Origin of the sequence: Nonomuraea sp. NPDC048892 (genome assembly GCF_040649735.1) — a bacterium.
Taxonomy (GTDB): domain Bacteria; phylum Actinomycetota; class Actinomycetes; order Streptosporangiales; family Streptosporangiaceae; genus Nonomuraea; species Nonomuraea maheshkhaliensis.
Window position 1 is genome coordinate 405,428 of sequence record NZ_JBEZFZ010000006.1, and the last position, 26,317, is coordinate 431,744.

The following is a 26,317-nucleotide window of genomic DNA, read 5'->3' on the forward strand; positions in this document are numbered from 1 at the left end:
GTCAGTAGAGCGAGCCCTTACCGGCAGCGCCGAACAGCTCGATCTTCTGGGCGGCGACCACCTTCATGGCCTCGATGCAGGCGGGCTGGATGGCGTTCGGCTCGCGCACCTTCCGGTCGCTGCCCAGCACCTCGCGCATCTTGTCGTGGTAGGCGACCTTGATATCGGTGGAGATGTTGATCTTGTTGATGCCGATTCGCGCCGCCTCGCGGATCTCGTCGTCCGGGTTGCCGGAGCCGCCGTGCAGCACCAGGGGGATCTGCACCCGGCTCTTGATCTCCTTGAGCAGATCGAGCTTCAGCTCCGGCTTGAGGTGGGCCGGGTAGAGGCCGTGGAACGTCCCGATCGCGACGGCGAGGCTGTCCGCGCCGGTCTGCTCGACGAACGTGACCGCGTCGTCAGGGTCGGTGTAGATGATCTCGGCGGCGCCCGCCTCGGCGTAGCTGTCGTTTCCGCCGATCGTGCCGAGCTCGCCCTCCACCGACACTCCGAGAACGTGCGCGGAGTCGGTGACCTTCTTGGTGATCGCGATGTTCTCCTCGAACGGCTTCAGCGACCCGTCGATCATCACGGAGGTGAAGCCGTACTGGATCGCCTGCAGGATCTGCTCATAGGTGGCGCCGTGGTCCCAGTGGATCGCGATCGGGACGCTCGAGTGGTGCGACCGCTCGACGATGCCGGTGATCATCTCGCGGCCGATGTGCCGAACCTCGTCCGGGTGGATCCCGACGATCAGGGGGGCGTTCGTCTCCTCGCTGATCTCAACGATCCCCTTGAACATCGCCCAGTCGCTGATGTTGAAGGCGGGCACGGCGAAGCTGTGTTCGTTGGCGACGTCCAGGATCGCCTTGCCGGTCGTCAGCATTTGTGCGTTCTCTCCTTTTGCGTGCTGGGTGTGTCAGGCCTTGACGGCGCCGGCGGTGAGCCCGCCGATGAACCGTCGCTGGGACAGGAGGAAGAGGAGCAGGACCGGAATGGACCCGAGGATGCTCATCGCCATCATCTGATTCCACTCGTACGAGTGCTGGCCCATGAGAAGTTGGATGCCGATCGGCACGGTGCGCATGTCGTCGGTACGGGTCAGACTGAGCGCGAACAGGTACTCGTTCCACGAGATCATGAACGTGTACACGCCGACCGCGATCAGACCGGGCACCGAGATCGGTACCAGGATCCGCCACAGCGCGGTCCAGTTGGTGCCGCCGTCGACCTTGACGGACTCGTCCAGCTCTCGTGGCAGCGTGTTCAGGTACGCGGTGATCATGATGATCGCGTACGGGAGGGTGAACACCATGTGCGTGAGGATCAGGCCGGGATAGGTGTTGTACAGCCCGAGCGCGACGACGAGCCCGAAGTACGGAATGACGAGCGTGATCGGCGGCACGGCCTGGACGCTGACGATCACGGCGTTGATGGTCTTCTGGAACGGGAACGTGAAGCGGCTGAAGGCGAACCCGGCCAGGACGGCCACCAGCAGCGTCAGGATGGTCACCGCGAAGGCGACGATGTAGCTGTTGAGGAAGTACCGCAGCTGGGCACCGTTGCCCAGGATCTCCCAGTAGGCGTCGAACGAGAAGCTGCCGGTGATGAGCTTCGGCGGATTCTGGAAGACTTCTCCGTTGCTCTTGAACGAGGTGGACAGCAGCCACAGGACCGGCAGGCCGGCGAACAGCCCGCCGATGACGAGGCCGGTGATGACACCGGCCTTGGCGAGGGTGCGACGACTCTTGATGGTGGTGGCCATGCGTCTCACCGCTCCCTTTGCTGGCGTACGTAGAAGAAGGCCAGGATCATCGTCAGCAGCAGCACGATCACGGCGGCGGCGGACGCGGTCGCGAACTCGTACTCGCTGAAGGCCTGCTTGTAGGTGTAGGTGCTGAGCATCTCGGTGGCGTGCAGCGGCCCGCCGCCGGTCGTCATCCAGATCAGTGCGAACTGCTGGGACGTCCAGATCAGGTCGAGCACCCCCATGCTGACGATCACCGGTCGCAGTTGGGGCAGCGTCACGTGCGTGAACCGCTGGAACCAGTTCGCCCCGTCCATCGCGGCCGCTTCGTACAGATGACCAGGGATGCCCTGCAGCGCGGCGAGCAGACTGATCATGAAGAACGGGTAGCCGGACCAGATGTTGACGAACGTGATCGCCCAGAGCGCCTTGGCCGGGTCGCCGAGCCAGTTCACGCCCTCCTGAATGAGACCCAGCGTGTGCAGGACGTAGTTGACCACGCCGGACGGGTCGAGCAGCAGCCGCCAGATGACGGCGATCACCGCGATCGTGAACAGCCAGGGCAGGATGTAGACGATTCGGAAAACGGCCTTGGTGACCCCGCCCAGCAACTGGGTGTTGAGCATCATCGCGAAGGCCAGGCCGAGGACCAGGTGGGCCACGGTGCTGACCGTGATGAAGATGGCGGTGTTCTGCAGCGCCGCCAGGAAGTCCGGGTCGGTGAGCACCTTGGTGTAGTTGGCGAACCCGGCGAACACCGGGTTCTCCTGGACGATCACGTTGTCCTGGAACGAGTAGCTGATCACCATGACGATGGGGACCACCATCAGGACCACGATCAGAAGCACCGTGGGGGACAGATAGCCGTACGGGATCAGGCGCCCGGCCAGGGTGGAGCGGGTCCGGCCGGGTGTGACCCGCTCCTCGGTGGGCGCCGTCTTCGGCGCCGTCATGGATGTCATCGCTTTCTCCTTGATCGCGCGCCGCGCCCGGGGGACCGGCACGGCGCCCGGGCGAGCTACCCGATCGCCGAGGTCCAGGACTCCTGCGCCTTGGCGAGGGCGTCGTCGACACTCGTCTTGCCGGTCAGCACGAGCTGGAGCTGCTCGTCGAAGCTGCGCATCAGGTCCTCGGACTTGGGCAGGCCGACGAACTCGTTGGCGGGGTAGCCCTGCTGGTAGATGTCGAAAGCGGTCTTGAACAGCGGGTCACTGTCGCTGAAGTCGGGCTGGGCGTTCTTGTTGCCCGGGAAGCCGTTCGCGATCGTGCTCAGCTTCGCGTTGGTCTCCTTGCTGAGCAGGTAGGACACGAACTTGAACGCCTCGGCCTTGTGCTCGGTGGAGCCTGAGATGCCGATGCCCCACGACGCGTACGGGATGCCGCGCTTGCCGGTGTAGCCGTCCTCGGCCGGAAGGGCCGCCACCTCGAACTTCAGATCCGGCTTGTTCTTCTTGATCAGGTTGATGTGCGCGAGCGAGTCGATCATCATGCCGACCTGGCCGTTGGTGAACTTCTCGACCTTGTCCTGTTCCTTCATGGTGAGCGAGCCGGGGGCGATGACGCCCGCGTCGTTCAGGCTCTTCACATACTCGACCACGCTCTTGACCGGCGCGCCGGTCAGGTTGGGCTTGCCGTTGGTCAGCATGCTGCCGCCGGACGCCCAGAGCCAGGACATGACGTCGTTCTGGATGCCGTTGGGGACGGCGGTGTCGAGCGGGAGCGCCCAGCCCTTGACGTCACCGCCGGTTGCGCTGATCTTCTTGGCCGCGTCGAGGAACTGGGTGCGCGTGGTGGGCACCTTGGCGACGCCGGCCTTGGTGAGCAGGTCCTTGTTGACGAAGAGTGGGTAGACGAAGTTGACCACCGGGATCATGTAGGTCTTGTCCTTGATCTGCACCTGACTGGCGAGCTGGCCGGCGTCGTAGTTCGCGTCGGCCATCAGCTTGGACAGATCGGTGATCGCGCCCTGCTTGGCGAAGTCGTTGACCCAGGCGCCGTCGAGGCCGACCACGTCGGGCAGAGTCTTCGACGCGGCGCCGGTGATCAGCTGCTGCTTCGTCGAGGCGTACGGCGCGCTCAGCAGCTTGATCTTGATGTTCGGATTCTGTGCGGTGAAATCGTTGACAATCTTGTCGAACTCCCCGGCCGGCAGCTCGGCCCCCCACCACTGGGCGAACTCCAGCGTCACACTGCCGTCCGAGGCGGTGTCGCTCGAGGTGCCCGAGCCACACGCCGTCGCGAGCGCGACCGTCGCAGCCGCTGTGGCTGCCCCTATCACTCGCCTCACCCGGGTTGCATCAACCACCATGACGGGCTCCTCCTACTTCGAGATCTTTCCGCCCTCTGCCGAGTTGGCCGTCACGTTAGCAGCGTGTTACGGACGTAAACAAGAGAAGAACGGCAGAAAGCTGCGAAGTACGGCATAATGTGGTGCCATGAAGCAAGATCCGGCGCCCCATCGCCGCCCCTTGATCTGTGGATTTCCCCGTCTTCACCGACCTTCGGCCGGCCCTGCCCCCTCTTGCTGCTCTCGGCAGCTCTATGCGGCAACGTGCCCAATCGGCGCAGACTTGTGGAATACTCCCGCACTGACAAGGGGGAATCAGTGAGCGTTGACAGGGACGAGCGGCAGCGCCACCTACCCGCCGGGCGCAAAGCCCAGCTGGCCGCGTACGTGGCCGACACCGGTCAGGTCACGGTGAGCGAGCTCGCCGAGCGCTTCGGCGTCTCCATCGACACCGTGCGACGCGATCTCGATCAGCTGGCCGCCGAGGGCATCCTCGTGCGTACGTACGGCGGCGCCGTCAGCCTGTCCACGGTCTCCCGCACCGACCGCGCCGTCGACCAGCGGCTTGCCGTGCAGGAGCAGGAGAAGGAGAAGATCGCGGCACTGGCCGCGACACTGGTCGACGACGGCTCGACCATCATGATCAACGGCGGGACGACCACCCTTGCGCTCGCCCGCAGTCTGGGCCAGCACCGCGACCTCACGGTGGCGACGAACAATCTGCTGGTGCCGAGCGCGCTCCCGCCCACGGCCATCCGCGACATCTACGTCTTCGGCGGCGCGGTGCGCGCGCTCACCCTCGCCACGATCGGCCCGGTCAGCTTCCGCGCCAACACCGGCGCCGAGCTGGACATCAGCTGCGATCTGGCGCTGATCGGCGTCGGCGCGGTCTCAGCCGACGCCGGCTACACCACGAGCAACCTCGCCGAGGCCGCGATGATGCAGGAGATGATCTCCCGCGCGGCCCGCGTGGCGATCCTCGCCGACTCCTCCAAATTCGGCCGCCGCCTGTTCGCCCAAGTGTCGGAACTGGGAGCTGCCGACTACCTGATCACCGACGCCGCACCGCCACCCGACCTGCGGGGCGCCCTTAAGGCGAGCGGCGTGGAGGTGCTCACCCCCGCGGCCAAGCCCTAGCGCTCACAAGAGCTCGTCAGGCCCCACCGGACGTCAACCCAGCCCCTCAAACCGACACACTTAAGCATGTCTACATATTTCCGTATAGTGGACAAAGTTTGTGTTCAAGGTGGTAATGCCCGAAACTGGGTGACATGCCTGACGCTCGGCGTGGTGTTCTGCTTGGTATCGCCGCCTACATCATGTGGGGACTCTTCCCCCTCTACTGGCCTCTCCTCAAGCCTTCTGGAGCCGTCGAGATCCTCGCCCACCGCATGGCGTGGTCGCTGGTGATCGTGGCGATTCTGCTGAGCGTGCGCAGGCACTGGTCGTGGATGCGCCAGATCGTCAGGCAGCCCGCCAAACTCGCCCTGCTGACGCTGGCCGCCATCGTGGTGACCGTCAACTGGGGCACCTACATCTACGCGGTCAACGCCGGGCACGTCGTCGAGAGTGCTCTGGGATACTTCATCAATCCCCTGGTCAACGTGGTGTTCGGGGTCGCGTTGCTGCGGGAGCGGCTGCGGCCGCTGCAGTGGGCGGCGGTCGGGTTCGGGGCGCTGGCGGTGCTGGTGCTGACGTTCGACTACGGGCGCCTGCCGTGGGTCGCGCTCACGCTGGCCGTCAGCTTCGGCCTGTACGGGCTGATCAAGAAGCAGGCCAACGTGGCGGCCACCGAGAGCTTCGCGGTCGAGACGATGGTCTTGCTGCTGCCGGCGCTGGGCTACCTGGTCTATCTGCAGGCGAGCGGGGGGACCACGTTCGGGCACGCCGGGGTCGGACACGTGCTGCTCATGGTGGGGGCCGGGGCCATCACGGCGGTGCCGCTGATCTGCTTCGGAGCGGCGGCGATCCGGGTGCCGTTGAGCACGCTGGGCGTGTTGCAGTACATCGCGCCGATTCTGCAGTTCGCGTGCGGTGTGCTGATCGCCAAGGAGGTCATGCCGTCGAGCCGGTGGATCGGGTTCTCGATCGTGTGGCTGGCGCTCGTGATCTTCACGTACGACGGGCTCCGGGCGGCGCGTACGTCCGCCCGGAAGCGCACCGAGCTCAGGGCACCTCAGCCCGAGCGCTCGACCACGTAGTCGCAGAGGGCCAGGAAGGCGGCCCTGGCCGGGATGTCGGGCAGGCCGGAAAGGTCCGCCCGGGCCCGGTCCACCCACGCCACCAGCTCCGCCCGCGCCCTGGCCATGCCGGGATGGGCACGGAGCAGGGTGAGGGTCTCCTCGACGTCCTCCTCGGCCACCGGCCCCGACAACAGGGCCGCCAGCCGCGGCGAGTCGCCGGCCGCCAGCGCGTACAGCACCGGCAGCGTCTTGACGCCCTCGCGCAGGTCGGTGCCCTGTGTCTTGCCCGACTGGGCGCCCGTGGAGGCCACGTCCAGCAGGTCGTCGCCGAGCTGCCAGGCCACCCCGATGGCCTCGCAGGCGCGGCTGAGACGCTCTTCGACGTCCGCGGGCGCGCCCGACAGCAGCGCCCCGAAGCGGCCCGAGGCGGCGATCAGGGAGCCGGTCTTGTCGGCCAGGACGCTCAGGTAGTGGGCGACCGGGTCCTCGTCGTCGCGCGGGCCGATGGTCTCGCGGATCTGGCCCTGCACCAGGCGCGAGAACGTCTGCGCCTGGATGCGGATCAGCTCGGGACCGAGGTCGGCGAGGATGTCGGAGGCCTGGGCGAACAGGTAGTCGCCGGTGAGGATGGCCACGGTGTTGTCCCACCGGGCGTTGGCCGAGGGCGTGCCCCGGCGCACCGGGGCCTCGTCCATGACGTCGTCGTGGTAGAGCGAGCCGAGATGGGTCAGCTCGATGACCACGGCGCCGGGGACGACCCCCGGCGCCGACGGGTCGCCGAACTGGGCGGCGAGCAGCACCATCAAGGTGCGGAACCGCTTCCCGCCCGCCTCGATGAGGTGCTTGGACGCCTCCGTGACGAAGGCGTCCTCGCTCTCCACGGACGAGCGCAGGAGCTTCTCGACCGCGGCCAGCCCGGTGGCCACGTCCTGCGCCAGCCGTTCGTCCTCAATGGGAAGGTCAACCACGGGAGGCGCAGACATACGAGATCCCCTTATCTGATGAACAGGCTGCTGGCAGCGTCGTTGGCAACACCGAGCACGGACTCCGGGTAGAGGCCCACTCCTACGGTAACCAGCAACGAAACGGCGATGACCGCCACGGTCCCCATACTGGGGGCCGCGACGGCGGGGCCGTCCGCCGCCGGCTCGCTGAAGAACATCAGCACGATCACGCGGACGTAGAAGAACGCCGCGATCGCGGAGGCCACCACGCCGACGACGACCAGGCCGGCCATCCAGCCGCCCATGGAGTCGCCGGGCTGGGTGCCGCTGTTGAGCGCGGCGGCGAAGACGGCGTACTTGCCGAAGAAGCCGCTGGTCAGCGGGATGCCGGCGAAGGCGAGCAGGAAGAAGGCGAACGCCCCGGAAAGGACGGGCGCGCGCTTGCCGAGCCCGGCCCACCGTGACAGGTGCCCGGCCTCGCCGCCGGGATCGCGCACGAGCGTCAGCACCGCGAACGCGCCGACCGTGGTGATGCCGTAGACCGCCAGGTAGAACAGGATCGCCTTGAGCGAAACCGCGTTCTGCTGCGCGCTCCCGTACGTGGCCAGCACGCCGACGAGCAGGAAGCCCGCGTGCGCGATGGACGAGTACGCCAGCATCCGCTTGATCTCGGTCTGGGTGATCGCCAGGATCGAGCCGACGATCATCGTGAGCGCCGCGACGCCCCAGATGACCGGCCGCCAGTTCCAGTCGAGGTTCCCCAGCCCCACCCAGAAGACCCTCAGCACGGCCCCGAAGGCCGCCACGAGCGTGCCGGAGGCCATGAGGGCGGTGATGGGGGTCGGGGCGCCCTGGTAGACGTCAGGCTTCCACGCCTGGAACGGCGCCGCGCCGATCTTGAACAGCAGGCCCACGCCGAGCATGGCGAAGCCGATCAGCAGCAGCGGGTCGAGCGTGTTGCCCTCCGCCATGGCCCGGTTGATGCCCGGCAGCGAGACGGTGCCCGCGAAGCCGTAGATCATCGCGGTGCCGTACAGGAAGAAGGCCGAGGAGAACGCGCCCAGCAGGAAGTACTTCATCGACGCCTCCTGCGACAGGAGGCGGCGCCTGCGGGCCAGGCCGCACAGCAGGTAGAGCGGCAGCGACATGACCTCAAGGGCGACGAACATCATCAGCAGGTCGTGCGCGGCCGGGAAGAGCAGCATGCCGCCGACCGCGAACAGGACCAGCGGGTAGACCTCGGTGTGGCCGGTGCCGTTGTCGTGGGCCTCGGCCTCCTCCTCGTCGGAGCTGCCCGGCACGGACGCGGCGGAGGCCACGAAGTGCCCCTCGTCGTTGATCAGCAGCACGCAGACGAACGACAGGATGAGGATGACGCCCCAGATGAACAGCGAGGGGCCGTCGACCGCCAGCGCCCCCATGGCGGAGGGCGCGGTGGAGACCTGGCCGCGCAGCGTCTGCACCAGGACCAGCGCGAACGCGCCGGCCAGGCTCAGCAGCGTGAGCGGCACGTGGAAGGACTTGCGCAGGTAGCGCGGCGCGAACGCCTCGATGAGCACGCCGATGCAGGCCGCGCCGAAGACGACCAGCAACGGCGCCAGAGTGCCGTACTCGATCGTCGGCGCTGGGATGACGTCGTTCACTGACCCGTCCCCTTCTCAGCGATGGTGGAGGTGGGCACCTTCACGTTGGTCAGCGTCTGTTGCACTGACGGGTTGATCACGTCGAGCAGCGGCTTGGGGAAGAAGCCGAAGCCGATGATCAGGGCGACCAGCGGGGCCAGCACCCAGATCTCGCGGGCGTTGAGGTCCTTGAACGCCTTGACCGGCTCGGCCGTCGGCCCGTTCATCGTGCGCTGGATCATCCACAGGATGTAGACGGCCGCCAGGATCACCGCGACCGCGGAGATGATCGCGGCCACCGACAGCGCACCCGAGCCGTGGGCCTGGCTGGAGTACGAGCCGATCATCACCATGAACTCGCTGACGAACGACGACAGGCCCGGCAGCGACAGACCGGCCAGACCGGCGACCAGGAAGAACCCGGCCAGCACCGGAGCGACCTTCTGCACGCCTCCGTAGTCCCCGATGAACGGCGAGCCGCGCCGCGCGATGAGGAACCCGGCGGCCAGGAACAGCGCGCCGGTGGCGAAGCCGTGGTTGACCATGTAGAGGGCCGCGCCGGACTGGGCGACCGAGGACATGGCGAACACGCCGAGCACGATGAAGCCGAAGTGGGAGATCGACGTGTAGGCGATGAGCCGCTTCATGTCGGTCTGCCCGATGGCCACGATGGCGCCGTAGATGATGCTGATGACCGCCAGCACGACGATCGGCATCGTGAACGCCTTGGCCGCGTCGGGGAAGAGCTCCAGGCAGAAGCGGAGCATCCCGAAGGTGCCGACCTTGTCCAGCACGCCGACCAGCAGCACCGCGGCGCCGGCCGGAGCCTGGGCGGCCGCGTCGGGCAGCCAGGTGTGCACCGGCCACAGCGGCGCCTTGATGGCGAAGGCGATGAAGAAGCCGGCGAACAGCCACTTCTGCATGGCCGGATCCTGGATGACCCCGACGAGGTCGGGGAACATGAACGTCTTGCTACCGGCCACCACGTAGAGCCCGATGACCGCGACCAGCATGAGCAGGCCGCCGAACAGCGAGTACAGCAGGAACTTCACGGCCGCGTAGGACCGCTGGGCGCCGCCGTACGAGCCGATCATGAAGTACATCGGGATCAGCATGGCTTCGAAGAAGACGTAGAACAGGAAGATGTCGGTCGCCGCGAAGACGCCGATCATCATCGTCTCCAGCACCAGCAGCAGCGAGAAGTACGTCTTCACCGACCGCTTGGGCGTGACCAGCGTGCCGTCGGCGGTCTTGACGCCGTCGGCGTCGTGCCAGGAGGCCAGCACCACGATCGGCACCAGCACCACCGACAGGGCGATCAGCACGAGCGCCACGCCGTCCACGCCGACCCCGAACTTCACGCCGAAGCTCGGGATCCAGTCGTACTCGGCCTTGAACTGGAAGCGCTCGCCGCCCGGCTTGAACCCCGCGGCCATGACGCCGGTCAGGACCAGCACCAGCAGCGAGACCAGCAGCGTGACCTGCTTGGCCAGCTTGTCACTGCCCTTGGGCAGCAGGGCCACCACGATGGCGCCCACCACGGGCACCGCCATGAGTATCGGAAGCCAGGGTGACATCAGATGGTCCCAACGAGGAGCAGGGCGCCGGTCAGCAGGGCGGCACCGATCAGGATGGACAGCGCGTACGTTCTGGCGAAGCCCGTCTGGATCCGCCGAAGGCGCCCGGAGCTGCCGCCGATGCCCGCCGCCAGGCCGTTGACCAGCCCGTCGATGCCCCGGTTGTCGAAGAACACCGCGAGGCGGGTCAGCCACTGGCCGGGGCGCATGAAGAGCGACTCGTTGAGCGCGTCACCGTAGAGGTCGCGCCGGGCGAACGTGGTGAGGAAGGAGCCGCGCGGCTGCACCGCGGGCACCTCGGCCCGGCCGTACTTCATCCAGGCGATGACCACGCCGACCGCGACCAGCGCCAGGGTGGCCAGGCCGGGGGTGGTGAACGGGTCGAAGTGCGGGGCGTCCGCCGGGTCGCCGCCCACGGCGGGGCTGAGGAACCGGTACAGCGTCCCGTTCAGGACGAGGTAGGCGCCCAGGCCGAGCGAGCCGAGCGAGAGGATCATCAGCGGGATGGTCATCACCAGCGGCGACTCGTGCGGGTGCGCGTCCTCGGCCCAGCGCTTCTCGCCGAAGAAGGTCATGAAGACCATGCGCGACATGTAGAAGCCGGTGATGCCCGCGCCCAGCACGGCCAGCCAGCCCAGGATCGGCTGGTGGTGCACCGCGGTCTCGATGATGCCGTCCTTGGTGAAGTAGCCGGACAGCAGCGGGAACCCGATGATCGCCAGGTAGCCGATGAAGAACGTGACGAACGTGATCGGCATGACCTTGCGCAGCGCGCCGTACTTCCTCATGTCGACCTCGTCGTTCATGCCGTGCATGACCGAGCCGGCGCCGAGGAACATGTCGGCCTTGAAGAAGCCGTGCGTGATCAGGTGACCGATCGCGAAGGCGTAACCCGCCGGGCCGAGGCCCGCGCCGAGCATCATGTAGCCGATCTGCGACATCGTCGAGCCGGCCAGGCCCTTCTTGATGTCGTCCTTGGCGCAACCGATGATCGCACCGGCGAGCAGCGTGGCCGCGCCGACGATGGTGACGGCGAGCGCCGCCCCCGAGCCCTCGGGGAAGAAGAATGCGCCCGACCGCACCACGAGGTAGACGCCGGCGGTGACCATGGTCGCCGCGTGGATCAGGGCCGAGACCGGGGTCGGGCCCTCCATCGCGTCGAGGAGCCACGACTGCAGCGGCAGCTGCGCCGACTTGCCGCACGCCCCGAGGAGCAGCAGCAGGCCGATGGCGAGCATGGCGCCGTTCGTCTGACCGGCCGTGATCTGCTCGCCCAGGTTCTTGAAGGTCAGCGTGCCGAACGTGGTCCAGATGACGAACATGCCGACCAGCAGGCCGAAGTCGCCGACCCGGTTGACCACGAACGCCTTCTTGGCCGCCGTCGCCGCGGACGGCTTGAACTGCCAGAACCCGATCAGCAGGTACGACGCCAGACCGACGCCCTCCCAGCCGATGAACAACCCCACGTAGTTGTCGGCCAGCACCAGCAGCAGCATCGCGGCCACGAACAGGTTCAGGTAGCCGAAGAACCTGCGCCGGTGCTCGTCGTGGGCCATGTAGCCGACCGAGTAGATGTGGATCAGCGAGCCCACACCGGTGATCAGCAGCGCGAAGCTGATCGACAGCGGGTCGATCAGCAGCCCCATCTTGACCATGCCGGGGATGAAGTCGTACAGCTCGACGGCCTTGCGGCGCTGCTCCTCCCCGAAGCCGATCAGCTCGAAGAACGCCAGCACCGCCACGACGAACGAGGCGAGGGACATGGCCACGCCCAGCAGATGGCCCCAGCGGTTGGTGAACCGGCCGAACACCAGCAGGACGAGCGCCCCCAGCAACGGGAAGGCGATCATCAGCCAAGCGCTGCCGATCACTCCGCCTGTGTGCTGGGTGATCTCAGCGATATGAGATTCCACCAGTCACCTCTTAGTACTTCAGCAGGTTGGCGTCGTCAACGGACGCGGACCTGCGGGTTCGGAAGATCGTCACGATGATGGCCAGGCCCACCACGACCTCGGCCGCGGCCACCACCATCACGAAGAACGCGATGATCTGGCCTTCCAGGTTGCCGACCTGCCGGGAGAACGTGACGAAGGCGAGGTTGCAGGCGTTGAGCATCAGCTCCACGCACATGAACACCACGATCGCGTTCCGCCTGATCAGCACGCCCATGGCGCCGATGGCGAACAACAGGCCGGACAGTACGAGGTAGTGAGTCGTCATTTGGTGACCTCGTTGTTTTCCTCGGCGTCGTCCTCGGCCGTCTGCTTGATGGCCGCGGCGAGCTTGGGATCCTCGGGAAGGTGTCCGTGCTCGACGTCGTAGCGTGCGATGTAGCGGTTGACCGAGGACTCGGCGACCGACCCGTCCGGCAGCAGCGCCGGCATGTCGATGGCGTTGTTCCTGGCGTACGTGCCGGGGCCCGGCAGCGGCGACGGGTGGTCGCCGAGGAACCGGGCGCGGGACAGGTCCTTCTGCGTGACCTTCTCGGTGAGCCGCTCGCGGTGCGCCAGCACCATCGCGCCGAGCGCGGCGGTGATCAGCAGCGCCGAGGTGATCTCGAACGCGAACACGTACTTGGTGAACAGCTGCAGCGCGATCGAGCGGATGTAGCCGCCCTGCTGGGTGACCGCCGCCAGCCCGGCCTCAGGAGCGAAGATCGCGTTGCCGACCGCGGCGGTGATCAGCGCCAGGAAGCCGAGCCCCGCGATGATCGCCCAGAAGCGCTGGCCCCTGAGCGTCTCGACGAAGGAGTCGGAGGAGTCGACGCCGACGAGCATCAGCACGAACAGGAACAGCATCATGATCGCGCCGGTGTAGACGATGATCTGCACCGCGGCCAGGAAGGGCGCGTCCTGCACCGCGTACAGGACGGCCAAGCAGAGCATCACGGTGCCGAGCATCAGCGCGGAGTACACGGCCTTGCGGTTGAAGACCATGCCGAGCGCGGCGCCGACGGAGACGACGGCGAGCACCCAGAAAGTGATGGTCTCACCCATTGGTCCGCCCCAGCCGGTAGTAGTCCTCTTCGGTCTCACCGAGCCGCATGGCGTGCGGCGGCTGCTCCATGCCCTGGGTCAGAGGGGCGAGGAGCATCTCCTTGGTGTAGATGAGGCTCTCGCGGTCGGTGTCGGCGAGCTCGTACTCGTTCGTCATGGTGAGCGCGCGGGTCGGACACGCCTCGATGCACAGTCCGCACAGGATGCAGCGCAGATAGTTGATCTGGTACGTGCGCCCGTAACGCTCACCCGGCGAGAAGCGCTCCTCGTCGGTGTTGTCCGCGCCCTCGACGAAGATCGCGTCGGCCGGGCACGCCCAGGCGCACAGCTCGCACCCGATGCACTTCTCCAGCCCGTCCGGCCAGCGGTTGAGCTGGTGACGCCCGTGGAAGCGCGGAGCCGTCGGCTTCTTCTCCTCCGGGTAGTTCGTCGTGACGGGCTTTTTGAACATCGTGTGGAAGGTGACCCCGAAGCCCTTGACGGGGTTCAGCCAATCAGTTAGTCCCACTGGGAATCTCCTTGTGCTGCACCCCGTGGTAGTGCGGCAGGTCGAGCGGCGGCACAGGGAAGCCGCCGGCCTCCGGCTCGTTGGACAGTTCCTCGAACTCGGCCTCCACCTGAGCCTTCTTCGCTTCCTTGCGCCGCTGGTTGACGGTGTCGAAGCGCATCCAGATGGCCAGCGCGCCGATCACGATCACCACGCCGAGCCCGATGCCGAGCATCTTGTTCCCCTCGTTGACCACCACGTTGCGCACGGCGGCCACCAGCAGGATCCAGGCCAGGTTGACCGGGATCAGCACCTTCCAGCCCAGCGCCATCAGCTGGTCGTAGCGAACCCGCGGCAGCGAGGCGCGCACCCACACGATGAAGCAGAAGGTCAGCACGAACTTGATGAAGAACCACAGCACCGGCCACCAGCCCTGGTTGGCGCCGTCCCACAGCGAGATCGGGAACGGAGCCCGCCAGCCGCCCAGGAACAGCGTCACGGCGATGCCGGTGGCGGTGAAGGTGTGCAGGTACTCGCCCATCATGATCAGGGCGAACTTCAGCGACGAGGAGTATTCCGTCTGGAAGCCGCCGACCAGCTCGCCCTCGCCCTCGGGCAGGTCGAACGGGATGCGCGCGGCCTCGCCGAACATGCAGACCACGTAGACGAGGAAGGACGGGATCAGCAGCACCGCGAACCAGGTCTGCTCCTGCGCCTTGACGATCTCCGAGGTGGACAGCGTCCCGGCGAACAGGAAGATGGCCACGAACGACAGGCCCATCGCGATCTCGTACGAGACCACCTGGGCCGCCGAGCGCAGACCGCCCAGCAGCGCGTACGGCGAGCGCGACGACCAGCCGGCCAGCACCACGCCGTAGACGGAGACCGCGCCCATGGCCAGCATGAACAGCACCGCCACCGGCAGGTCGACCAGCTGCAGCGGCGTCTGCACGCCGAACAGGTTGACCATCGGCCCGAACGGCACGATGGAGAAGGCGAGGAACGCCGGCACCACCATGATGATCGGCGCCAGCAGGTAGAGCACCTTGTCCACGGTCCGCGGGAAGAGGTCCTCCTTCAGGCCCATCTTCAGGCCGTCGGCCACGGACTGCAGCAGACCGAACTTGCCGGCCCGGTTGGGACCGTAGCGGTTCTGCATCCGCGAGATGAGCTTGCGCTCGAACCAGACGCCGAACAGCACGCTCAGCATCAGGAAGACGAACAGCATCACGGCCTTGATGATGGTGATCCACACCGGATCGTGGCCGAAGTTCTCCAGGGTGGGACTCATGAGGCGCTCCCGATGGTGACGATGTCGCCGGCCACCGCGCGCAGGTCACGGGTGACCGAGCAGCCGCCGGAGTTCGCAGGCACCCAGACCACGCGGTCCGGCAGGTCGGCGACGCGCACCGGCAGCGTCACGGTGTCGCCGACGACCAGCTTGTCGCCGTCCGCGACGCCGAGCTCGGCCGCCGTGCCGCTGGAGACCAGTGCCTCGGCGGTGCGGGCGGTGCCCGCGAGGTACGGCTCGCCGTCCTGCAGCCTGCCGTCGTCGAGCAGCAGGTGCCAGGTCGCCAGGACGGCCTGACCCTGCTCGGGCAGCTCCAGGGTGCGGGTCAGGGCGTTCGGCGCGTTGACCCGGCTGCCCCGCCAGGCGCCCAGGCCCGACAGCTCGCGCCGGACCGCCTTGGCGTCCGGCAGGCCCAGGTGCACGTCCATGCGGTCGGCCAGGTTGGAGATCACGGCGAGGTCGGACTGCAGCCCGGGCACCTTCAGCGGCGCCTCGAACGAGCGGCCCCTGCCCTCCCAGTTGACGAACGTCCCGCCCTTCTCCTGCACGGAGGCGACGGGCAGAACCACGTCGGCGCGGTCGGTGACGGCGCTGGCGCGGATCTCCAGGCTGACGATGAACGGCGTGCGCTCAAGCGCGTCGAGCGCGGCGGCCGGGTCGGCCAGGTCGTAGGGGTCGACGCCGGCCACGACCAGCGCGTCCAGGTCTCCGTCCGCGGCGGCGGCGAGGATGCCGGCGGTGTCGCGGCCGGGCGTGGCGGGCAGCGAGGCCACGTTCCACGCCCTGGCGACCTCGGCCCTGGCGCTCTCGTCGTCCACGGGGCGGCCGATCGGCAGCAGGTTGGGCAGCGCGCCGGCCTCGATAGCGCCGCGCTCACCGGCCCGGCGCGGGATCCAGGCGATCCGGGTGCCGGTGGAGGCGGCGGCCAGGCGGACGAGGGCGGACAGCGCGCCGGGGACCGTGGCCAGGCGCTCGCCGGCCAGCACGATCGTGCCCTCGGCCAGCGTGCCGACCAGGTCGCCGATCGCGTCGGCCTCGGCGCCGGGCGCGGTGCGGACGAGCGTGCCGCCCATCTTCACCAGGCCGGGGGTGGCGAAGGGCGCGATCGAGGTGACCTTGAGGCCCTTCTTCTGCCACGCCTTGCGCAGGCGCAGGAAGACGATCGGCGACTCCTCCTCGGGCTCGAACCCGACGAGCAGCACGTGGGGCGCGTTCTCCAGGTCGGTGTAGCTGATCTCGATGCCCTTGCCGGCCACCGCGTGCGCCAGGAACTGCGCCTCCTCGGCGGAGTGGGGCCTGGCCCTGAAGTCGACGTCGTTGGTGCCCAGGGCGAGCCGGGCGAACTTGGCGTAGGCGTAGGAGTCCTCGACCGTGACCCGGCCGCCGACCAGCACGCCGGCCTTGCCGCGGGCCTTGGCCAGGCCCTCGGCGGCCACCATCAGCGCCTCCGGCCACGAGGCCGGCACGAGCACGCCGTCCTCGTTGCGCACCAGCGGCGTCTTGAGCCGGTCGGGCTGCGTGGCGTAGGAGAACGCCCAGCGGCCCTTGTCGCAGTTCCACTCCTCGTTCACCAGCGGGTCGTTGCCCGCCAGGCGGCGGGTGACCCGGCCGCGCCTGTGGTCGGTGCGCTGGGCGCAGCCGGCCGCGCAGTGCTCGCACGCGCTCGGCGTGGACACCAGGTCGAACGGGCGGGCCCGGAACCGGTAGGCGGCGCCGGTGAGCGCGCCCACCGGGCAGATCTGCACCGTGTTGCCGGAGAAGTAGGAGTTGAACGGCTTGCCCTCGGCCGTACGCACCTGCTCCTTGGCCCCGCGCTCGAAGAACTCGATGAGCGGGTCGCCGGCGATCTGGTCGGAGAAGCGGATGCAGCGCGCGCACTGGACGCAGCGCTCGCGGTCGAGCAGCACCTGCGTGGACAGCGGCAGCGGCTTGGGGAAGGTGCGCTTCTGCTCCTGGAAGCGCGACTCGCCCTGACCGTTCGACATAGCCTGGTTCTGCAGCGGGCACTCGCCGCCCTTGTCACAGACCGGGCAGTCGAGCGGGTGGTTCATCAGCAGCAGCTCCATCGCCCCGCGCTGCGCCTTCTCGGCGACCGGCGAGGTGAGCTGCGTCTGCACGACCATGCCCTCGGCGACCTCGATCGCGCACGACGGCTGCGGCTTGGGGAAGCCGCGGCCGTTGCCCGCGTCGGGGATGTCGACCAGGCACTGGCGGCAGTTGGCCGCCGGGTCGAGCAGCGGGTGGTCGCAGAACCTGGGAATCTGGATGCCCAGCAGCTCGGCGGCCCTGATGATCAGAGTGCCCTTGGGGACACTGACCTGGAACCCGTCGATGGACAGGGTCACCAGGTTCGTTTCGGTCTCTACGACGGTCACTGCTCACCCCAGAGAGTGGACTTCTTCGGGTCGAACGGGCAGCCGCCGATCTCGAAGTGCTTGAGGTACTCCTCGCGGAAGTACTTCACCGAGGAGTGGATCGGGCTCGTGGCGCCGTCGCCCAGCGCGCAGAACGAGCGGCCGAGGATGTTGTCCGCGATGTCGGTGATCGTGGTCAGGTCGTCCTCGGTGCCCTGGCCCTTCTCCAGGCGCTTGAGCACCTGCTTGAGCCAGTACGTGCCCTCGCGGCAGGGCGTGCACTTGCCGCAGGACTCGTGGGCGTAGAACTCGGTCCAGCGCAGCACCGTGCGGACCACGCAGGTGGTCTCGTCGAAGATCTGCAGCGCCCGGGTGCCGAGCATCGAGCCCTTGGCGCCGACCGCCTCGAAGTCGAGCGGCACGTCGAGGTGCTCGTCGGTGAAGATCGGCGTGGAGGAGCCGCCCGGGGTCCAGAACTTGATCTGGTGCCCCTCGCGGACGCCGCCGGCCATGTCGAGCAGTTCGCGCAGCGTGATGCCGAGCGGGGCTTCGTACTGGCCGGGCCTGGTGACGTGGCCGCTGAGGGAGAAGATGCCGAAGCCCTTGGACTTCTCGGTGCCCATCCCCGCGAACCAGTCGGCGCCGTTCGCGATGATCGAGGGAACACTGGCGATCGACTCCACGTTGTTCACGACAGTAGGCGAGGCATAGAGGCCCGCCACGGCCGGGAACGGGGGCTTGAGCCGAGGTTGACCTCTGAAGCCTTCGAGCGAGTCGAGCAGCGCCGTCTCCTCGCCGCAGATGTAGGCGCCCGCGCCGCTGTGCACGACGAGCTCCAGGTCGTAGCCGGAGCCGAAGATGTCGCTGCCGAGGAAGCCCTTCTCGTACGCCTCCCGCACGGCCGCGTGCAGCCGCCTGATCACGTGCAGCACCTCGCCGCGCACGTAGATGAAGGCGTGGTTGGCCCGGATCGCGTAGGCCGTGATGATGATGCCCTCGACCAGCGAGTGCGGGTTGGCCATCATCAGCGGGATGTCCTTGCAGGTGCCCGGCTCCGACTCGTCGGCGTTGACGACGAGATAGTGCGGCTTGCCGTCGCCCTGCGGGATGAAGCCCCACTTCATGCCGGTGGGGAAGCCTGCGCCGCCGCGGCCGCGCAGGCCCGAGTCCTTGACGGCCTGGATGACGGCGTCGGGGTCCATGCCCAGCGCCTTCTTGGCCGCCTCGTACTCGCCGTAGACGCCGAGCGTGAAGGAATTGGGCTGGTCCCAGTTGGCCGTCAGGACCGGTGTCAAAGTCGTCGTCATGCTTCCGGGGCCTTCCATCCCTTGGCCTTGGCCACCTTCAGGCCCTCAAGCGAGGGGCCGGCGGCCGACGGGCCGTCGCCCGCGAGGTCGTCGGGCAGGCCGGCGAGCACACGGGAGGCGTCCTTGAAGGTGCACAGCTTCTTCGGGCCGCGCGTGGGCCGCACGTCCTTGCCGTCACGCAGGTCGTCGACGAGCTGCTTGGCCGACTCAGGCGTCTGGTTGTCGAAGAACTCCCAGTTGACCATCATGACCGGGGCGAAGTCGCAGGCCGCGTTGCACTCCAAGCGCTCCAGCGAGATCTTCCCGTCGGCGGTGGCCTCCTCGTGGCCGACGCCGACGTGCTCGGTGAGCTCGTCCCAGATCTCGTCGCCGCCCATGACCGCGCAGAGCGCGTTGATGCACACGCCGACGTGATATTCGCCGGCCGGCCTGCGCTTGTACATGGTGTAGAAAGTCGCCACGCCGGTGACCTCGGCCTTGCTGATGCCGAGCATCTCCGCGCAGAACTCCTGGCCGTCGTCGGAGACGTAGCCGTCCTCCGACTGCACGAGGTGGAGCAGCGGCAGCAGGGCGGAGCGGGTCTTGGGATAGCGTCCGATGATCTCCTTGGCGTCCCGCTCAAGACGCTCACGGATCTCCGGTGCGTAAGTCACCGGTCCACACCTCCCATGACGGGGTCGATAGAAGCCACCGCGGCGATCACGTCGGCGACCTGGCCGCCCTCCGCCATCGCGGGGAAGCCCTGCAGGTTGCAGAAGGACGGCTCGCGGAAGTGCACGCGGTAGGGCCGGGTGCCCCCGTCGCTGACCACGTGGGCGCCGAGCTCGCCCTTGGGCGACTCGATGCTGGCGTACGCCTGCCCGGCCGGCACCCTGAAGCCCTCGGTCACCAGCTTGAAGTGGTGGATGAGGGCCTCCATCGAGGTGCCCATGATGTGGGCGATGTGGTCGGGCGAGTTGCCGAACCCGTCGGGGCCGAGCGCGAGCTGCGCGGGCCAGCCGATCTTCTTGTCCTCGATCATCACCGGGTCGCCCTTGAGCGGGCCGGCGATGCGGTCGAGCGCCTGCTCGACGATCTTGAGGGACTCCTCCATCTCCTTCATGCGGACGAGGTAACGCGAGTAGACGTCGCAGCCGCGCTCGGTGGCGACGTCGAACTCGTAGGTCTCGTAACCGCAGTAGGGCTGCGACTTGCGCAGGTCCCACGGGAGGCCGGCGGCGCGCAGGATCGGCCCGGTGATGCCCAGGGCCATGCAGCCGGTCAGGTCGAGGTAGGCCACGTCCTGGGTGCGGCGCACGTAGACGGGGTTCTCGTCGAGGAGCTTGCGGATGTCCTTGATCCGCTTGGGCATCTCCTTGAGGAACTCGCCGACCTTGTCGACCGCGCCCGCGGGCAGGTCGACGCTCACGCCGCCCGGCCTGATGTAGGCGTGGTTCATCCGCAGGCCGGTGATGTACTCGAACAGGTCCATGATCATTTCACGATCGCGGTACCCGAAGAGGAACGGCGTCGTCGCGCCCAGTTCCATGCCGAACGTGCCCATCGCCACCAGGTGCGAGGCGATGCGGTTGAGCTCCATCATCATCACGCGGATGGCCTGGGCCCGGTCGGGGATGCGGTCCTCGACGCCGAGCAGCTTCTCCACGCCGAGACAGTAGGCGGTCTCGTTGAAGATCGGCGACAGGTAGTCCATCCGGGTCACGAACGTGGTCCCCTGGGTCCACGTCCGGTATTCCATGTTCTTCTCGATGCCGGTGTGCAGGTAGCCGATGACGCCGCGCGCCTCGGTGACCGTCTCGCCGTCGAGCGTCAGGACCAGGCGGAGCACGCCGTGCGTGGACGGATGCTGCGGGCCCATGTTGACGACCAGGCGCTCCTCGTCGGAGTCGCGGACTCCGGTGACGACCTCGTCCCAGTCGGCGCCGGAGACGTTGTAGACCTTGCCTTCCGTCGCCTCGTCATAAGCGGTGCTCATGAGTAGCTCCTCCTCTGGTCGGGCGAGGGAACGGTGGCGCCGCGGTATTCGACCGGGATGCCGCCGAGCGGATAGTCCTTGCGCTGGGGGTGCCCGTCCCAGTCGTCCGGCATCATGATCCGGGTGAGCCCGGGATGACCGTCGAAGACGATGCCGAAGAAGTCGTACGCCTCGCGTTCGTGCCAGTCGTGACCAGGGTAGACGCTCACTGTGGAGGGGATGTGCGGGTCGGCGTCGGGTGCGCTCGCCTCGACGCGTACGCGCCGGTTGTGCGTGATCGAGCACAGGTGGATGACCGCGTGCAGCTCCTCGCCCGCCAGATGCGGGTAGTGCACGCCGGTGACGCCCAGCGACAGCTCGAAGCGCAGCGCCGGGTCGTCGCGCAGCTTCTGGCAGACCTCGACCAGGCGCTCGCGCTTGACGTGCAGGGTCAGCTCGCCGCGGTCGACGACCACGCGCTCGATCGCGTCGTCGAGCCCGAGGGTGTCGACGAGCTCGTCGAAGTAGCTCCCGTACGGGCGGGGCGTCGACAGCTGCGGCGCCCTGCGCACGACGAGGCCGCCGTAGCCGGAGGTGTCGCCGGAGTCGTGGGCGCCGAACATGCCCCGCCGGGCGACGGGCGGCTCCTGGGCCGCCGGCACCTCGGGGACCTGCGCGTCCGGGACCTCGGGCAGGTTGTCTGGCGAGGTCACTTCGCGCTCCCCTGGTCGATGAGCGGCAGCGTGCGCAGCGCCTGCAGTTCGAGCTCCTCGATCTGCTTGGCGCGGTGCGCGCCGAACTTCATGTTCTGGATCTTGTCGTGCAGCTTCACGATCGCGTCGATGAGCATCTCGGGCCGCGGCGGGCAGCCGGGCAGGTAGACGTCCACCGGCACGACGTGGTCGACGCCCTGCACGATCGCGTAGTTGTTGAACATGCCGCCGCTGGAGGCGCACACGCCCATGGAGATGACCCACTTCGGCTCGGCCATCTGGTCGTAGATCTGCCGCAGGACGGGAGCCATCTTCTGCGACACGCGCCCGGCGACGATCATGAGGTCGGCCTGGCGGGGAGACGCCGAAGCGCGCTCCATACCGAAGCGCGCCAGGTCGTAGTGGGGGCCGCCGGTGGCCATCAGCTCGATGGCGCAACACGCGAGACCGAACGTGGCCGGCCACACGGAGTTCTTGCGCGCCCAGCCGGCGGCCGCTTCGACCGTGCTGAGGATGAACCCGCTGGGGAGTTTCTCTTCAAGTCCCATTTTCAGTCCCAGTCCAGACCCTTGCGGCGCCACACGTACGCGTAGGCGACGAGCACGGTGACGATGAACAGCAGCATCTCGACGAGCGCGAACAGACCCAGGCCCGAGGAGAGCACGCGGCCGAGGTCGTCCGTCTGCGGAGCGAACGAGACGGCCCACGGGTAGAGGAAGATGATCTCGATGTCGAAGACGATGAAGAGCATCGCCGTGACCATGTATTTGAGCGGGAACCGTCCGCCACCGACCGGCTGGGGCGTCGGCTCGATGCCGCATTCGTAGGCGTCAAGCTTGGCGCGGTTCCAGCGCTTGGGACCGGTGAAGGGAGCGATGGCGACCGAGAAGATCGCGAAGCCCCCCGCGAGAACGGCGAGCACCAGGATGGGCACGTAAAGGTCCATCGCTACGCCTCCTCTGGAGTCGCCGCGCGCGCGGGCGCGCAGCCGGATCTGTTGATTGCGAGATTCATGCTGGTGGCGCGACCTTCGAGAGTGCGTTAATGATCATGTCCGACGCATCGCCTCGCCGGTCGGTGAGATTACCAAGGAGTTTGAGCGCGAAGCGCATCAGCCTCGGGTGAGGCAGCCCGTGCTTGGTGCCGAAGCTCATCACCCCGGGCTTCCCGATCGCCTCGACGAACAGTCTCCCCAGTGTGAAGTAGCCGCCGTAGGCGTCCTTCAGCACTTGAGGATAGGTCCGCAGGGTCCGTTCCCGCTGCGCGGGGGTGGTGGTCCTGAGGGCCTTCGCGATGATCTCGGCGGCGATCTCGCCGGTCTCCATGGCGTAGGCGATGCCCTCGCCGTTGAACGGGTTGATCGCCCCGCCGGAGTCTCCCACGAGCACCAGGCCGCGTGTGTAGTGGGGCTGCCTGTTGAAGGCCATCGGGAGCGCGGCGCCGCGGATCGGGCCCGTCATGTTCTCCTCGGTGAAGCCCCACTCCGCCGGCATCGACCGGCACCAGCGCCGCAGCAGGTCGCGGTAGTCGATGTTGCCGAACTGTGAGCTGGTGTTGAGCAGCCCGAGCCCCACGTTGGAGGTGCCGTCGCCGACGCCGAACACCCAGCCGTAGCCGGGCAGCAGCGTGTCGCCGTCCCACAGCTCCAGCCAGGTCTCCAGGTAGTCGTCGTCGTGACGCGGGCTCTCGAAGTAGGTGCGCACGGCCACGCCCATCGGGCGGTCTTCGCGCTTGTGCAGGCCCATGCCCAGGGCCAGGCGGGTGCTGTTGCCGTCGGCGGCCACGACCACGCGGCTGCGGAAGGTGCGGCCGTCCTTGGTGGTCACGCCGACGATGTGGCCGCTGCGGTCGTCGAGGACGGGGCCGGTGACGGTGACGCCCTCCATGAGGCGTACGCCGTTCTTGACCGCGTTGGCGGCGACGATCTCGTCGAAGTCCTGCCGGGTGCGGACGAGCCCGAAGTCGGGGAAGCGTTCGAGCTGGGGCCAGTCGAGCTCGAAGCGCAGGCCGCCGCCGACGACACGCAGGCCCTTGTTCCTGATCCAGCCGGGCGCGTCGATGTCGACGCCCATGTTCTGCAACTGCTTGACCGCACGCGGGGTCAGACCGTCGCCGCAGACCTTCTCCCGGGGGAACCTGGTCTTCTCCAGGAGCAGCACGTCGAGCCCGGCCTGAGCGAGGTAAAAGGCGGTTGCGGAACCGGCGGGACCGGCGCCGACGACGATGACGTCGGCGGCGTCAGCCTGTATGGCTGTTGGCACGGTCACTGGACTGTCCTGTCCCTACACGCTCGAAGGCCGTGGGGTGTCGCGCCTTCGTTCCTTTGTGAACCCCTTCACAAACTTACCGGGCCGCAGTCTACTGCTTTTCGGGTACATAGTGGCAGTCGGGGTGCCGTTCTGTGATCCAAGTGGATGGCGTGTCGCCTGGGGGCAGCGCACTCATGATCCGTCACGCTAGCAGCAGGCCCTGACTGGATCCGAGCGCGGCCGGTCAGGAGCGCCGCACGACTGCGGGGAGTGGGCCGTCGATCCGGTCCGGCGCTCGCGAATCGCCGCCGGCATTTTTTCCGCCGGACTCGTCCCACTGAAATTACCCGCGAAACGCGCGACCGCCCGGCAAGATCAAGCGGGCTTGAAACCCCGGTGCACGGCCACGATCCCCGCGGTGAGATTGCGCCAGGCGACGCGTTCCCAGCCGGCCTCCTGGATGGTCCTGGCCAGCGTCCGCTGATCGGGCCAGTCTCTGATCGACTCGGCCAGATATTCGTAGGAGTCGTCGTTGGACCCGAACACCTTGGCCACCTTCGGCAGCATCCGCATCAGATATTCGCGGTAGACGAGGTCGAACGCTTTGATCGTCACATGGGAGAACTCCAGAATGACCAGCCGCCCGCCCGGCTTGGTCACGCGCAGCATCTCCCGCAGCGCCATGCCGGTGTCGTGCACGTTGCGCAGCGCCACCGAGATCGTCACCGCGTCGAACACGTCGTCGGCGAAGGGCAGCCGCGTCGCGTCACCCGCGAGGAACGGCACCCCGGCCCCCGACAGCGCGTTGCCCCCGTGGCGGGCCACGCCGGTGCGGAGCATGCCGAGCGAGAAGTCGGAGGCGATGGCCCGCGCACCCAGCGTGGTGAACGCGTCGGTGGAGGTGCCGGTGCCGGCCCCCAGATCGAGCACGAGCTCACCGGGACCCGCGTCCACGGCGGCGGCCACCGCCTTGCGCCAGAGCCTCACCTGCCCGAGCGAGATCACGTCATTGACCAGGTCGTAGCGCCGGGCGGTGCGATCGAACATCGCGGCGACCTCATCCGGCTGTTTGTCCAACTGAGCGCGCGTCATGCCCCACACCCTACGGGCAGGCGCCCCCGGACAGGCGGACACGCCCATCCTGGACAATCGACGGAAAGTAGCCATGAGACTACGCAACGTCTGCTAGATATTGGCGAATGCTTTCCCGTGTCGCCCTTGCGGCCATCATCGCCTCGGCTCCCGCCGCGCATCCGCGCGTCGTGTCGGCCGACCCGATAGACACCACCCCTCATGTGCTCGACGGCATCGTCAACGCCATCACCGTCGTCGGGCGCACCGTCGTCGTCGGCGGCTCGTTCAGCGAAGTGAGCGACGCCGCCCGTGGAACGATCCACGCGCGCGACAACCTGTTCGCCTACGACCTGGTCACCGGCCGGATCCTGCCCGGCTTCGCGCCGAGCGTGGCCGGGCCGGTCTTCAGCCTGGCCGCCGGCGACCGCGGCACCGTCTATGTGGGCGGCGAGTTCCACGGCGTCAACCACCAGCGCGCCCGCGGCCTGGCCAGGCTCGCCCTCGCCGACGGCTCGCTCACGCCCGGCTTCGATCCGCGCATCGGCGGCGGCATGGTCACCTCGGTGGTCAGGCAGGGCGCCAGGCTGTACGTCGGCGGCGACTTCACCAGCCCGCGTACGGCGCTGGCCGGGCTCGACGCCACCACCGGCGCGGCCGACCCGGCCTTCGCCATCACGCCGGGCGGGCCGCTGACCACGCGGGTGAAGGTGCACGCGCTGGCCGTCTCACGCGACCGGCTGGCCGTGGACGGCTCGTTCACCACGCTCGGCGGCCACTCCCGGCCGCAGCTCGGGCTGATCGACGTCGGCGGCGCGCAGGCCAAAGTCGCGCCCTGGCGTACGGAGGCGTACGCGCAGGCGTGCAGCCCGAACTTCCCCTCCTATGTACGGGGCCTCGACTTCTCCCCCGACGGCAGCTATTTCGCGGTGGTCACCACCGGCGGCGCCAGGGGCGGGATCTGCGACACGGCCGCCAGGTTCGAGACCTACAGCAGGGGCTCGGCCATCCGGCCCACCTGGGTCAACGCCACGGGCGGCGACTCGCTCTACGCCGTCGCGGTGACCGGCGCGGCCGTCTACGTCGGAGGACATCAGCGCTGGCTGGACAATCCACGGGGCCGCGACTCGGCGGGGCCGGGCGCGGTGTCACGGCCTGGCATCGGCGCCATTCATCCGCGTACCGGAAAGGCGCTCAGTTGGAATCCCACTCGGGAGCGCGGCATCGGCGTGAAGGCGTTTTACGCGCACAGCGGCGGACTACTTGTCGGTAGCGACACAACGAGACTCGGACGGGAGTACCATGCCCGGATTGGCATGTTCCCCCTGCCCTAGTCGTCTTGCGGCTTGGGGCGGTCGATCCTGTGGCTGAGACGCTCGCTGACGGCGTCACGCTGCTTCGACAGCAAGACGTAGCTCGCTATGCCGCTGATCAAGAAAGAAGCCGCGATCAGCGCGAGCGGGTTTTGCAGTCCTAGCAGGAACAGGACACCGAGAGTCACGAGAAACAGGGCGAGCCTGGACGCGGTGTAAAGGAGAACGGGACGCACAGGTCGA

General features: G+C 67.8%; 25 protein-coding genes. 3 read left to right on the forward strand and 22 right to left on the reverse strand.

Annotation, left to right across the window (positions count from 1 at the left end; genetic code table 11):
* Position 1: 1 nt before the first annotated feature.
* From AB0C28_RS23065 to AB0C28_RS23080, 4 genes are read right to left on the reverse strand one after another with little or no spacing between them, the layout of a single operon-like run.
* Complete coding sequence (locus AB0C28_RS23065) at positions 2–865, reverse strand: ketose-bisphosphate aldolase (RefSeq protein ID WP_357846283.1); 864 nt, start codon at positions 863–865, stop codon at positions 2–4.
* Positions 866–898: 33 nt separating this feature from the next.
* Complete coding sequence (locus AB0C28_RS23070; protein WP_358077153.1) at positions 899–1,744, reverse strand: carbohydrate ABC transporter permease; 846 nt, start codon at positions 1,742–1,744, stop codon at positions 899–901.
* A 5-nt stretch (positions 1,745–1,749) separates the two neighbouring features.
* Positions 1,750–2,688, reverse strand: coding sequence for a sugar ABC transporter permease (locus AB0C28_RS23075; protein WP_357846287.1), 939 nt, complete (start codon positions 2,686–2,688; stop codon positions 1,750–1,752).
* Between the two features lie 56 nt (positions 2,689–2,744).
* Positions 2,745–3,914, reverse strand: coding sequence for a sugar ABC transporter substrate-binding protein (locus tag AB0C28_RS23080; RefSeq protein WP_357846289.1), 1,170 nt, complete (start codon positions 3,912–3,914; stop codon positions 2,745–2,747).
* A gap of 417 nt (positions 3,915–4,331) precedes the next feature.
* Between AB0C28_RS23080 and AB0C28_RS23085 the strand changes: the two genes are divergently transcribed.
* Both AB0C28_RS23085 and rarD read left to right on the forward strand, forming a co-directional pair.
* The gene (locus tag AB0C28_RS23085; protein WP_358077156.1) at positions 4,332–5,150 is read left to right on the forward strand and encodes a DeoR/GlpR family DNA-binding transcription regulator; all 819 of its coding nucleotides are present in this window, start codon (positions 4,332–4,334) and stop codon (positions 5,148–5,150) included.
* 134 nt (positions 5,151–5,284) lie between these two features.
* Complete coding sequence (gene rarD, locus AB0C28_RS23090; protein ID WP_357846293.1) at positions 5,285–6,214, forward strand: EamA family transporter RarD; 930 nt, start codon at positions 5,285–5,287, stop codon at positions 6,212–6,214.
* On the opposite strand, the gene AB0C28_RS23095 is transcribed toward rarD, so the two are convergent.
* From AB0C28_RS23095 to AB0C28_RS23175, 17 genes are all read right to left on the reverse strand, one after another.
* Positions 6,190–7,179 (reverse strand): polyprenyl synthetase family protein, encoded by a 990-nt coding sequence (locus tag AB0C28_RS23095; RefSeq protein WP_357846295.1) that lies wholly within the window; start codon positions 7,177–7,179, stop codon positions 6,190–6,192. The genes rarD and AB0C28_RS23095 overlap by 25 nt on opposite strands.
* A gap of 11 nt (positions 7,180–7,190) precedes the next feature.
* Positions 7,191–8,783 carry an NADH-quinone oxidoreductase subunit NuoN gene (gene nuoN / locus AB0C28_RS23100; protein WP_357846297.1) on the reverse strand — a complete coding sequence of 531 codons (1,593 nt, stop codon included), beginning with the start codon at positions 8,781–8,783 and terminating at the stop codon, positions 7,191–7,193.
* Complete coding sequence (locus AB0C28_RS23105; RefSeq protein ID WP_357846299.1) at positions 8,780–10,339, reverse strand: NADH-quinone oxidoreductase subunit M; 1,560 nt, start codon at positions 10,337–10,339, stop codon at positions 8,780–8,782. Before AB0C28_RS23105 ends, nuoN begins: the two co-directional genes overlap by 4 nt.
* Positions 10,339–12,189 carry an NADH-quinone oxidoreductase subunit L gene (gene nuoL / locus AB0C28_RS23110; protein WP_358077391.1) on the reverse strand — a complete coding sequence of 617 codons (1,851 nt, stop codon included), beginning with the start codon at positions 12,187–12,189 and terminating at the stop codon, positions 10,339–10,341. Before nuoL ends, AB0C28_RS23105 begins: the two co-directional genes overlap by 1 nt.
* A gap of 73 nt (positions 12,190–12,262) precedes the next feature.
* Positions 12,263–12,559: an NADH-quinone oxidoreductase subunit NuoK gene (gene nuoK / locus AB0C28_RS23115; protein WP_020542667.1), complete on the reverse strand. Its 297-nt coding sequence runs from the start codon at positions 12,557–12,559 to the stop codon at positions 12,263–12,265.
* Positions 12,556–13,335, reverse strand: a complete 780-nt coding sequence (locus tag AB0C28_RS23120; protein WP_358077159.1) for an NADH-quinone oxidoreductase subunit J — start codon at positions 13,333–13,335, stop codon at positions 12,556–12,558. The genes nuoK and AB0C28_RS23120 overlap by 4 nt, the downstream gene beginning before the upstream one ends.
* Entirely contained in the window at positions 13,328–13,843 is a 516-nt protein-coding gene (nuoI, locus tag AB0C28_RS23125) for an NADH-quinone oxidoreductase subunit NuoI (RefSeq protein ID WP_106246440.1), read from the reverse strand. Before nuoI ends, AB0C28_RS23120 begins: the two co-directional genes overlap by 8 nt.
* Positions 13,830–15,113: an NADH-quinone oxidoreductase subunit NuoH gene (gene nuoH / locus AB0C28_RS23130; RefSeq protein ID WP_357846304.1), complete on the reverse strand. Its 1,284-nt coding sequence runs from the start codon at positions 15,111–15,113 to the stop codon at positions 13,830–13,832. Before nuoH ends, nuoI begins: the two co-directional genes overlap by 14 nt.
* Complete coding sequence (locus AB0C28_RS23135) at positions 15,110–17,488, reverse strand: NADH-quinone oxidoreductase subunit G (protein WP_358077162.1); 2,379 nt, start codon at positions 17,486–17,488, stop codon at positions 15,110–15,112. The genes nuoH and AB0C28_RS23135 overlap by 4 nt, the downstream gene beginning before the upstream one ends.
* Positions 17,485–18,774, reverse strand: a complete 1,290-nt coding sequence (gene nuoF, locus AB0C28_RS23140; RefSeq protein ID WP_357846309.1) for an NADH-quinone oxidoreductase subunit NuoF — start codon at positions 18,772–18,774, stop codon at positions 17,485–17,487. The genes AB0C28_RS23135 and nuoF overlap by 4 nt, the downstream gene beginning before the upstream one ends.
* A complete protein-coding gene (gene nuoE / locus AB0C28_RS23145) occupies positions 18,771–19,427 on the reverse strand; it encodes an NADH-quinone oxidoreductase subunit NuoE (protein ID WP_357846311.1) in 657 nt (218 codons plus the stop codon). The genes nuoF and nuoE overlap by 4 nt, the downstream gene beginning before the upstream one ends.
* Positions 19,424–20,749 carry an NADH-quinone oxidoreductase subunit D gene (locus AB0C28_RS23150; protein WP_346100980.1) on the reverse strand — a complete coding sequence of 442 codons (1,326 nt, stop codon included), beginning with the start codon at positions 20,747–20,749 and terminating at the stop codon, positions 19,424–19,426. Before AB0C28_RS23150 ends, nuoE begins: the two co-directional genes overlap by 4 nt.
* Positions 20,746–21,351, reverse strand: coding sequence for an NADH-quinone oxidoreductase subunit C (locus AB0C28_RS23155; RefSeq protein ID WP_358077394.1), 606 nt, complete (start codon positions 21,349–21,351; stop codon positions 20,746–20,748). Before AB0C28_RS23155 ends, AB0C28_RS23150 begins: the two co-directional genes overlap by 4 nt.
* 86 nt (positions 21,352–21,437) lie before the next feature.
* The gene (locus AB0C28_RS23160) at positions 21,438–21,989 is read right to left on the reverse strand and encodes an NADH-quinone oxidoreductase subunit B family protein (RefSeq protein ID WP_346100979.1); all 552 of its coding nucleotides are present in this window, start codon (positions 21,987–21,989) and stop codon (positions 21,438–21,440) included.
* Between the two features lie 2 nt (positions 21,990–21,991).
* On the reverse strand, positions 21,992–22,387 hold the full coding sequence (locus AB0C28_RS23165) for an NADH-quinone oxidoreductase subunit A (RefSeq protein WP_111175515.1): 396 nt from the start codon (positions 22,385–22,387) through the stop codon (positions 21,992–21,994).
* A 64-nt stretch (positions 22,388–22,451) separates the two neighbouring features.
* Positions 22,452–23,708 carry a geranylgeranyl reductase family protein gene (locus AB0C28_RS23170; protein ID WP_358077165.1) on the reverse strand — a complete coding sequence of 419 codons (1,257 nt, stop codon included), beginning with the start codon at positions 23,706–23,708 and terminating at the stop codon, positions 22,452–22,454.
* A gap of 357 nt (positions 23,709–24,065) precedes the next feature.
* A complete protein-coding gene (locus tag AB0C28_RS23175) occupies positions 24,066–24,782 on the reverse strand; it encodes a demethylmenaquinone methyltransferase (protein ID WP_357846316.1) in 717 nt (238 codons plus the stop codon).
* A 107-nt stretch (positions 24,783–24,889) separates the two neighbouring features.
* Between AB0C28_RS23175 and AB0C28_RS23180 the strand changes: the two genes are divergently transcribed.
* On the forward strand, positions 24,890–26,095 hold the full coding sequence (locus tag AB0C28_RS23180) for a hypothetical protein (RefSeq protein WP_358077168.1): 1,206 nt from the start codon (positions 24,890–24,892) through the stop codon (positions 26,093–26,095).
* Here AB0C28_RS23180 and AB0C28_RS23185 read toward each other — a convergent pair.
* Entirely contained in the window at positions 26,092–26,310 is a 219-nt protein-coding gene (locus AB0C28_RS23185; protein WP_357846320.1) for a DUF4229 domain-containing protein, read from the reverse strand. The genes AB0C28_RS23180 and AB0C28_RS23185 overlap by 4 nt on opposite strands.
* Between the last annotated feature and the right edge of the window lie 7 nt (positions 26,311–26,317).

Coding starts and splice junctions, on each gene's coding strand:
- AB0C28_RS23065 (WP_357846283.1), bottom strand. CDS start 865: ATGCTGACGACCGGCAAGGCGATCCTGGACGTCGCCAACGAACACAGC.
- AB0C28_RS23070 (WP_358077153.1), bottom strand. CDS start 1,744: ATGGCCACCACCATCAAGAGTCGTCGCACCCTCGCCAAGGCCGGTGTC.
- AB0C28_RS23075 (WP_357846287.1), bottom strand. CDS start 2,688: ATGACATCCATGACGGCGCCGAAGACGGCGCCCACCGAGGAGCGGGTC.
- rarD (WP_357846293.1), top strand. CDS start 5,285: ATGCCTGACGCTCGGCGTGGTGTTCTGCTTGGTATCGCCGCCTACATC.
- AB0C28_RS23095 (WP_357846295.1), bottom strand. CDS start 7,179: ATGTCTGCGCCTCCCGTGGTTGACCTTCCCATTGAGGACGAACGGCTG.
- AB0C28_RS23105 (WP_357846299.1), bottom strand. CDS start 10,339: ATGTCACCCTGGCTTCCGATACTCATGGCGGTGCCCGTGGTGGGCGCC.
- nuoL (WP_358077391.1), bottom strand. CDS start 12,189: ATGATCGCCTTCCCGTTGCTGGGGGCGCTCGTCCTGCTGGTGTTCGGC.
- nuoK (WP_020542667.1), bottom strand. CDS start 12,559: ATGACGACTCACTACCTCGTACTGTCCGGCCTGTTGTTCGCCATCGGC.
- AB0C28_RS23120 (WP_358077159.1), bottom strand. CDS start 13,335: ATGGGTGAGACCATCACTTTCTGGGTGCTCGCCGTCGTCTCCGTCGGC.
- nuoH (WP_357846304.1), bottom strand. CDS start 15,113: ATGAGTCCCACCCTGGAGAACTTCGGCCACGATCCGGTGTGGATCACC.
- nuoF (WP_357846309.1), bottom strand. CDS start 18,774: ATGACGACGACTTTGACACCGGTCCTGACGGCCAACTGGGACCAGCCC.
- AB0C28_RS23150 (WP_346100980.1), bottom strand. CDS start 20,749: ATGAGCACCGCTTATGACGAGGCGACGGAAGGCAAGGTCTACAACGTC.
- AB0C28_RS23155 (WP_358077394.1), bottom strand. CDS start 21,351: ATGTTCGGCGCCCACGACTCCGGCGACACCTCCGGCTACGGCGGCCTC.
- AB0C28_RS23160 (WP_346100979.1), bottom strand. CDS start 21,989: ATGGGACTTGAAGAGAAACTCCCCAGCGGGTTCATCCTCAGCACGGTC.
- AB0C28_RS23165 (WP_111175515.1), bottom strand. CDS start 22,387: ATGGACCTTTACGTGCCCATCCTGGTGCTCGCCGTTCTCGCGGGGGGC.
- AB0C28_RS23175 (WP_357846316.1), bottom strand. CDS start 24,782: ATGACGCGCGCTCAGTTGGACAAACAGCCGGATGAGGTCGCCGCGATG.
- AB0C28_RS23180 (WP_358077168.1), top strand. CDS start 24,890: ATGCTTTCCCGTGTCGCCCTTGCGGCCATCATCGCCTCGGCTCCCGCC.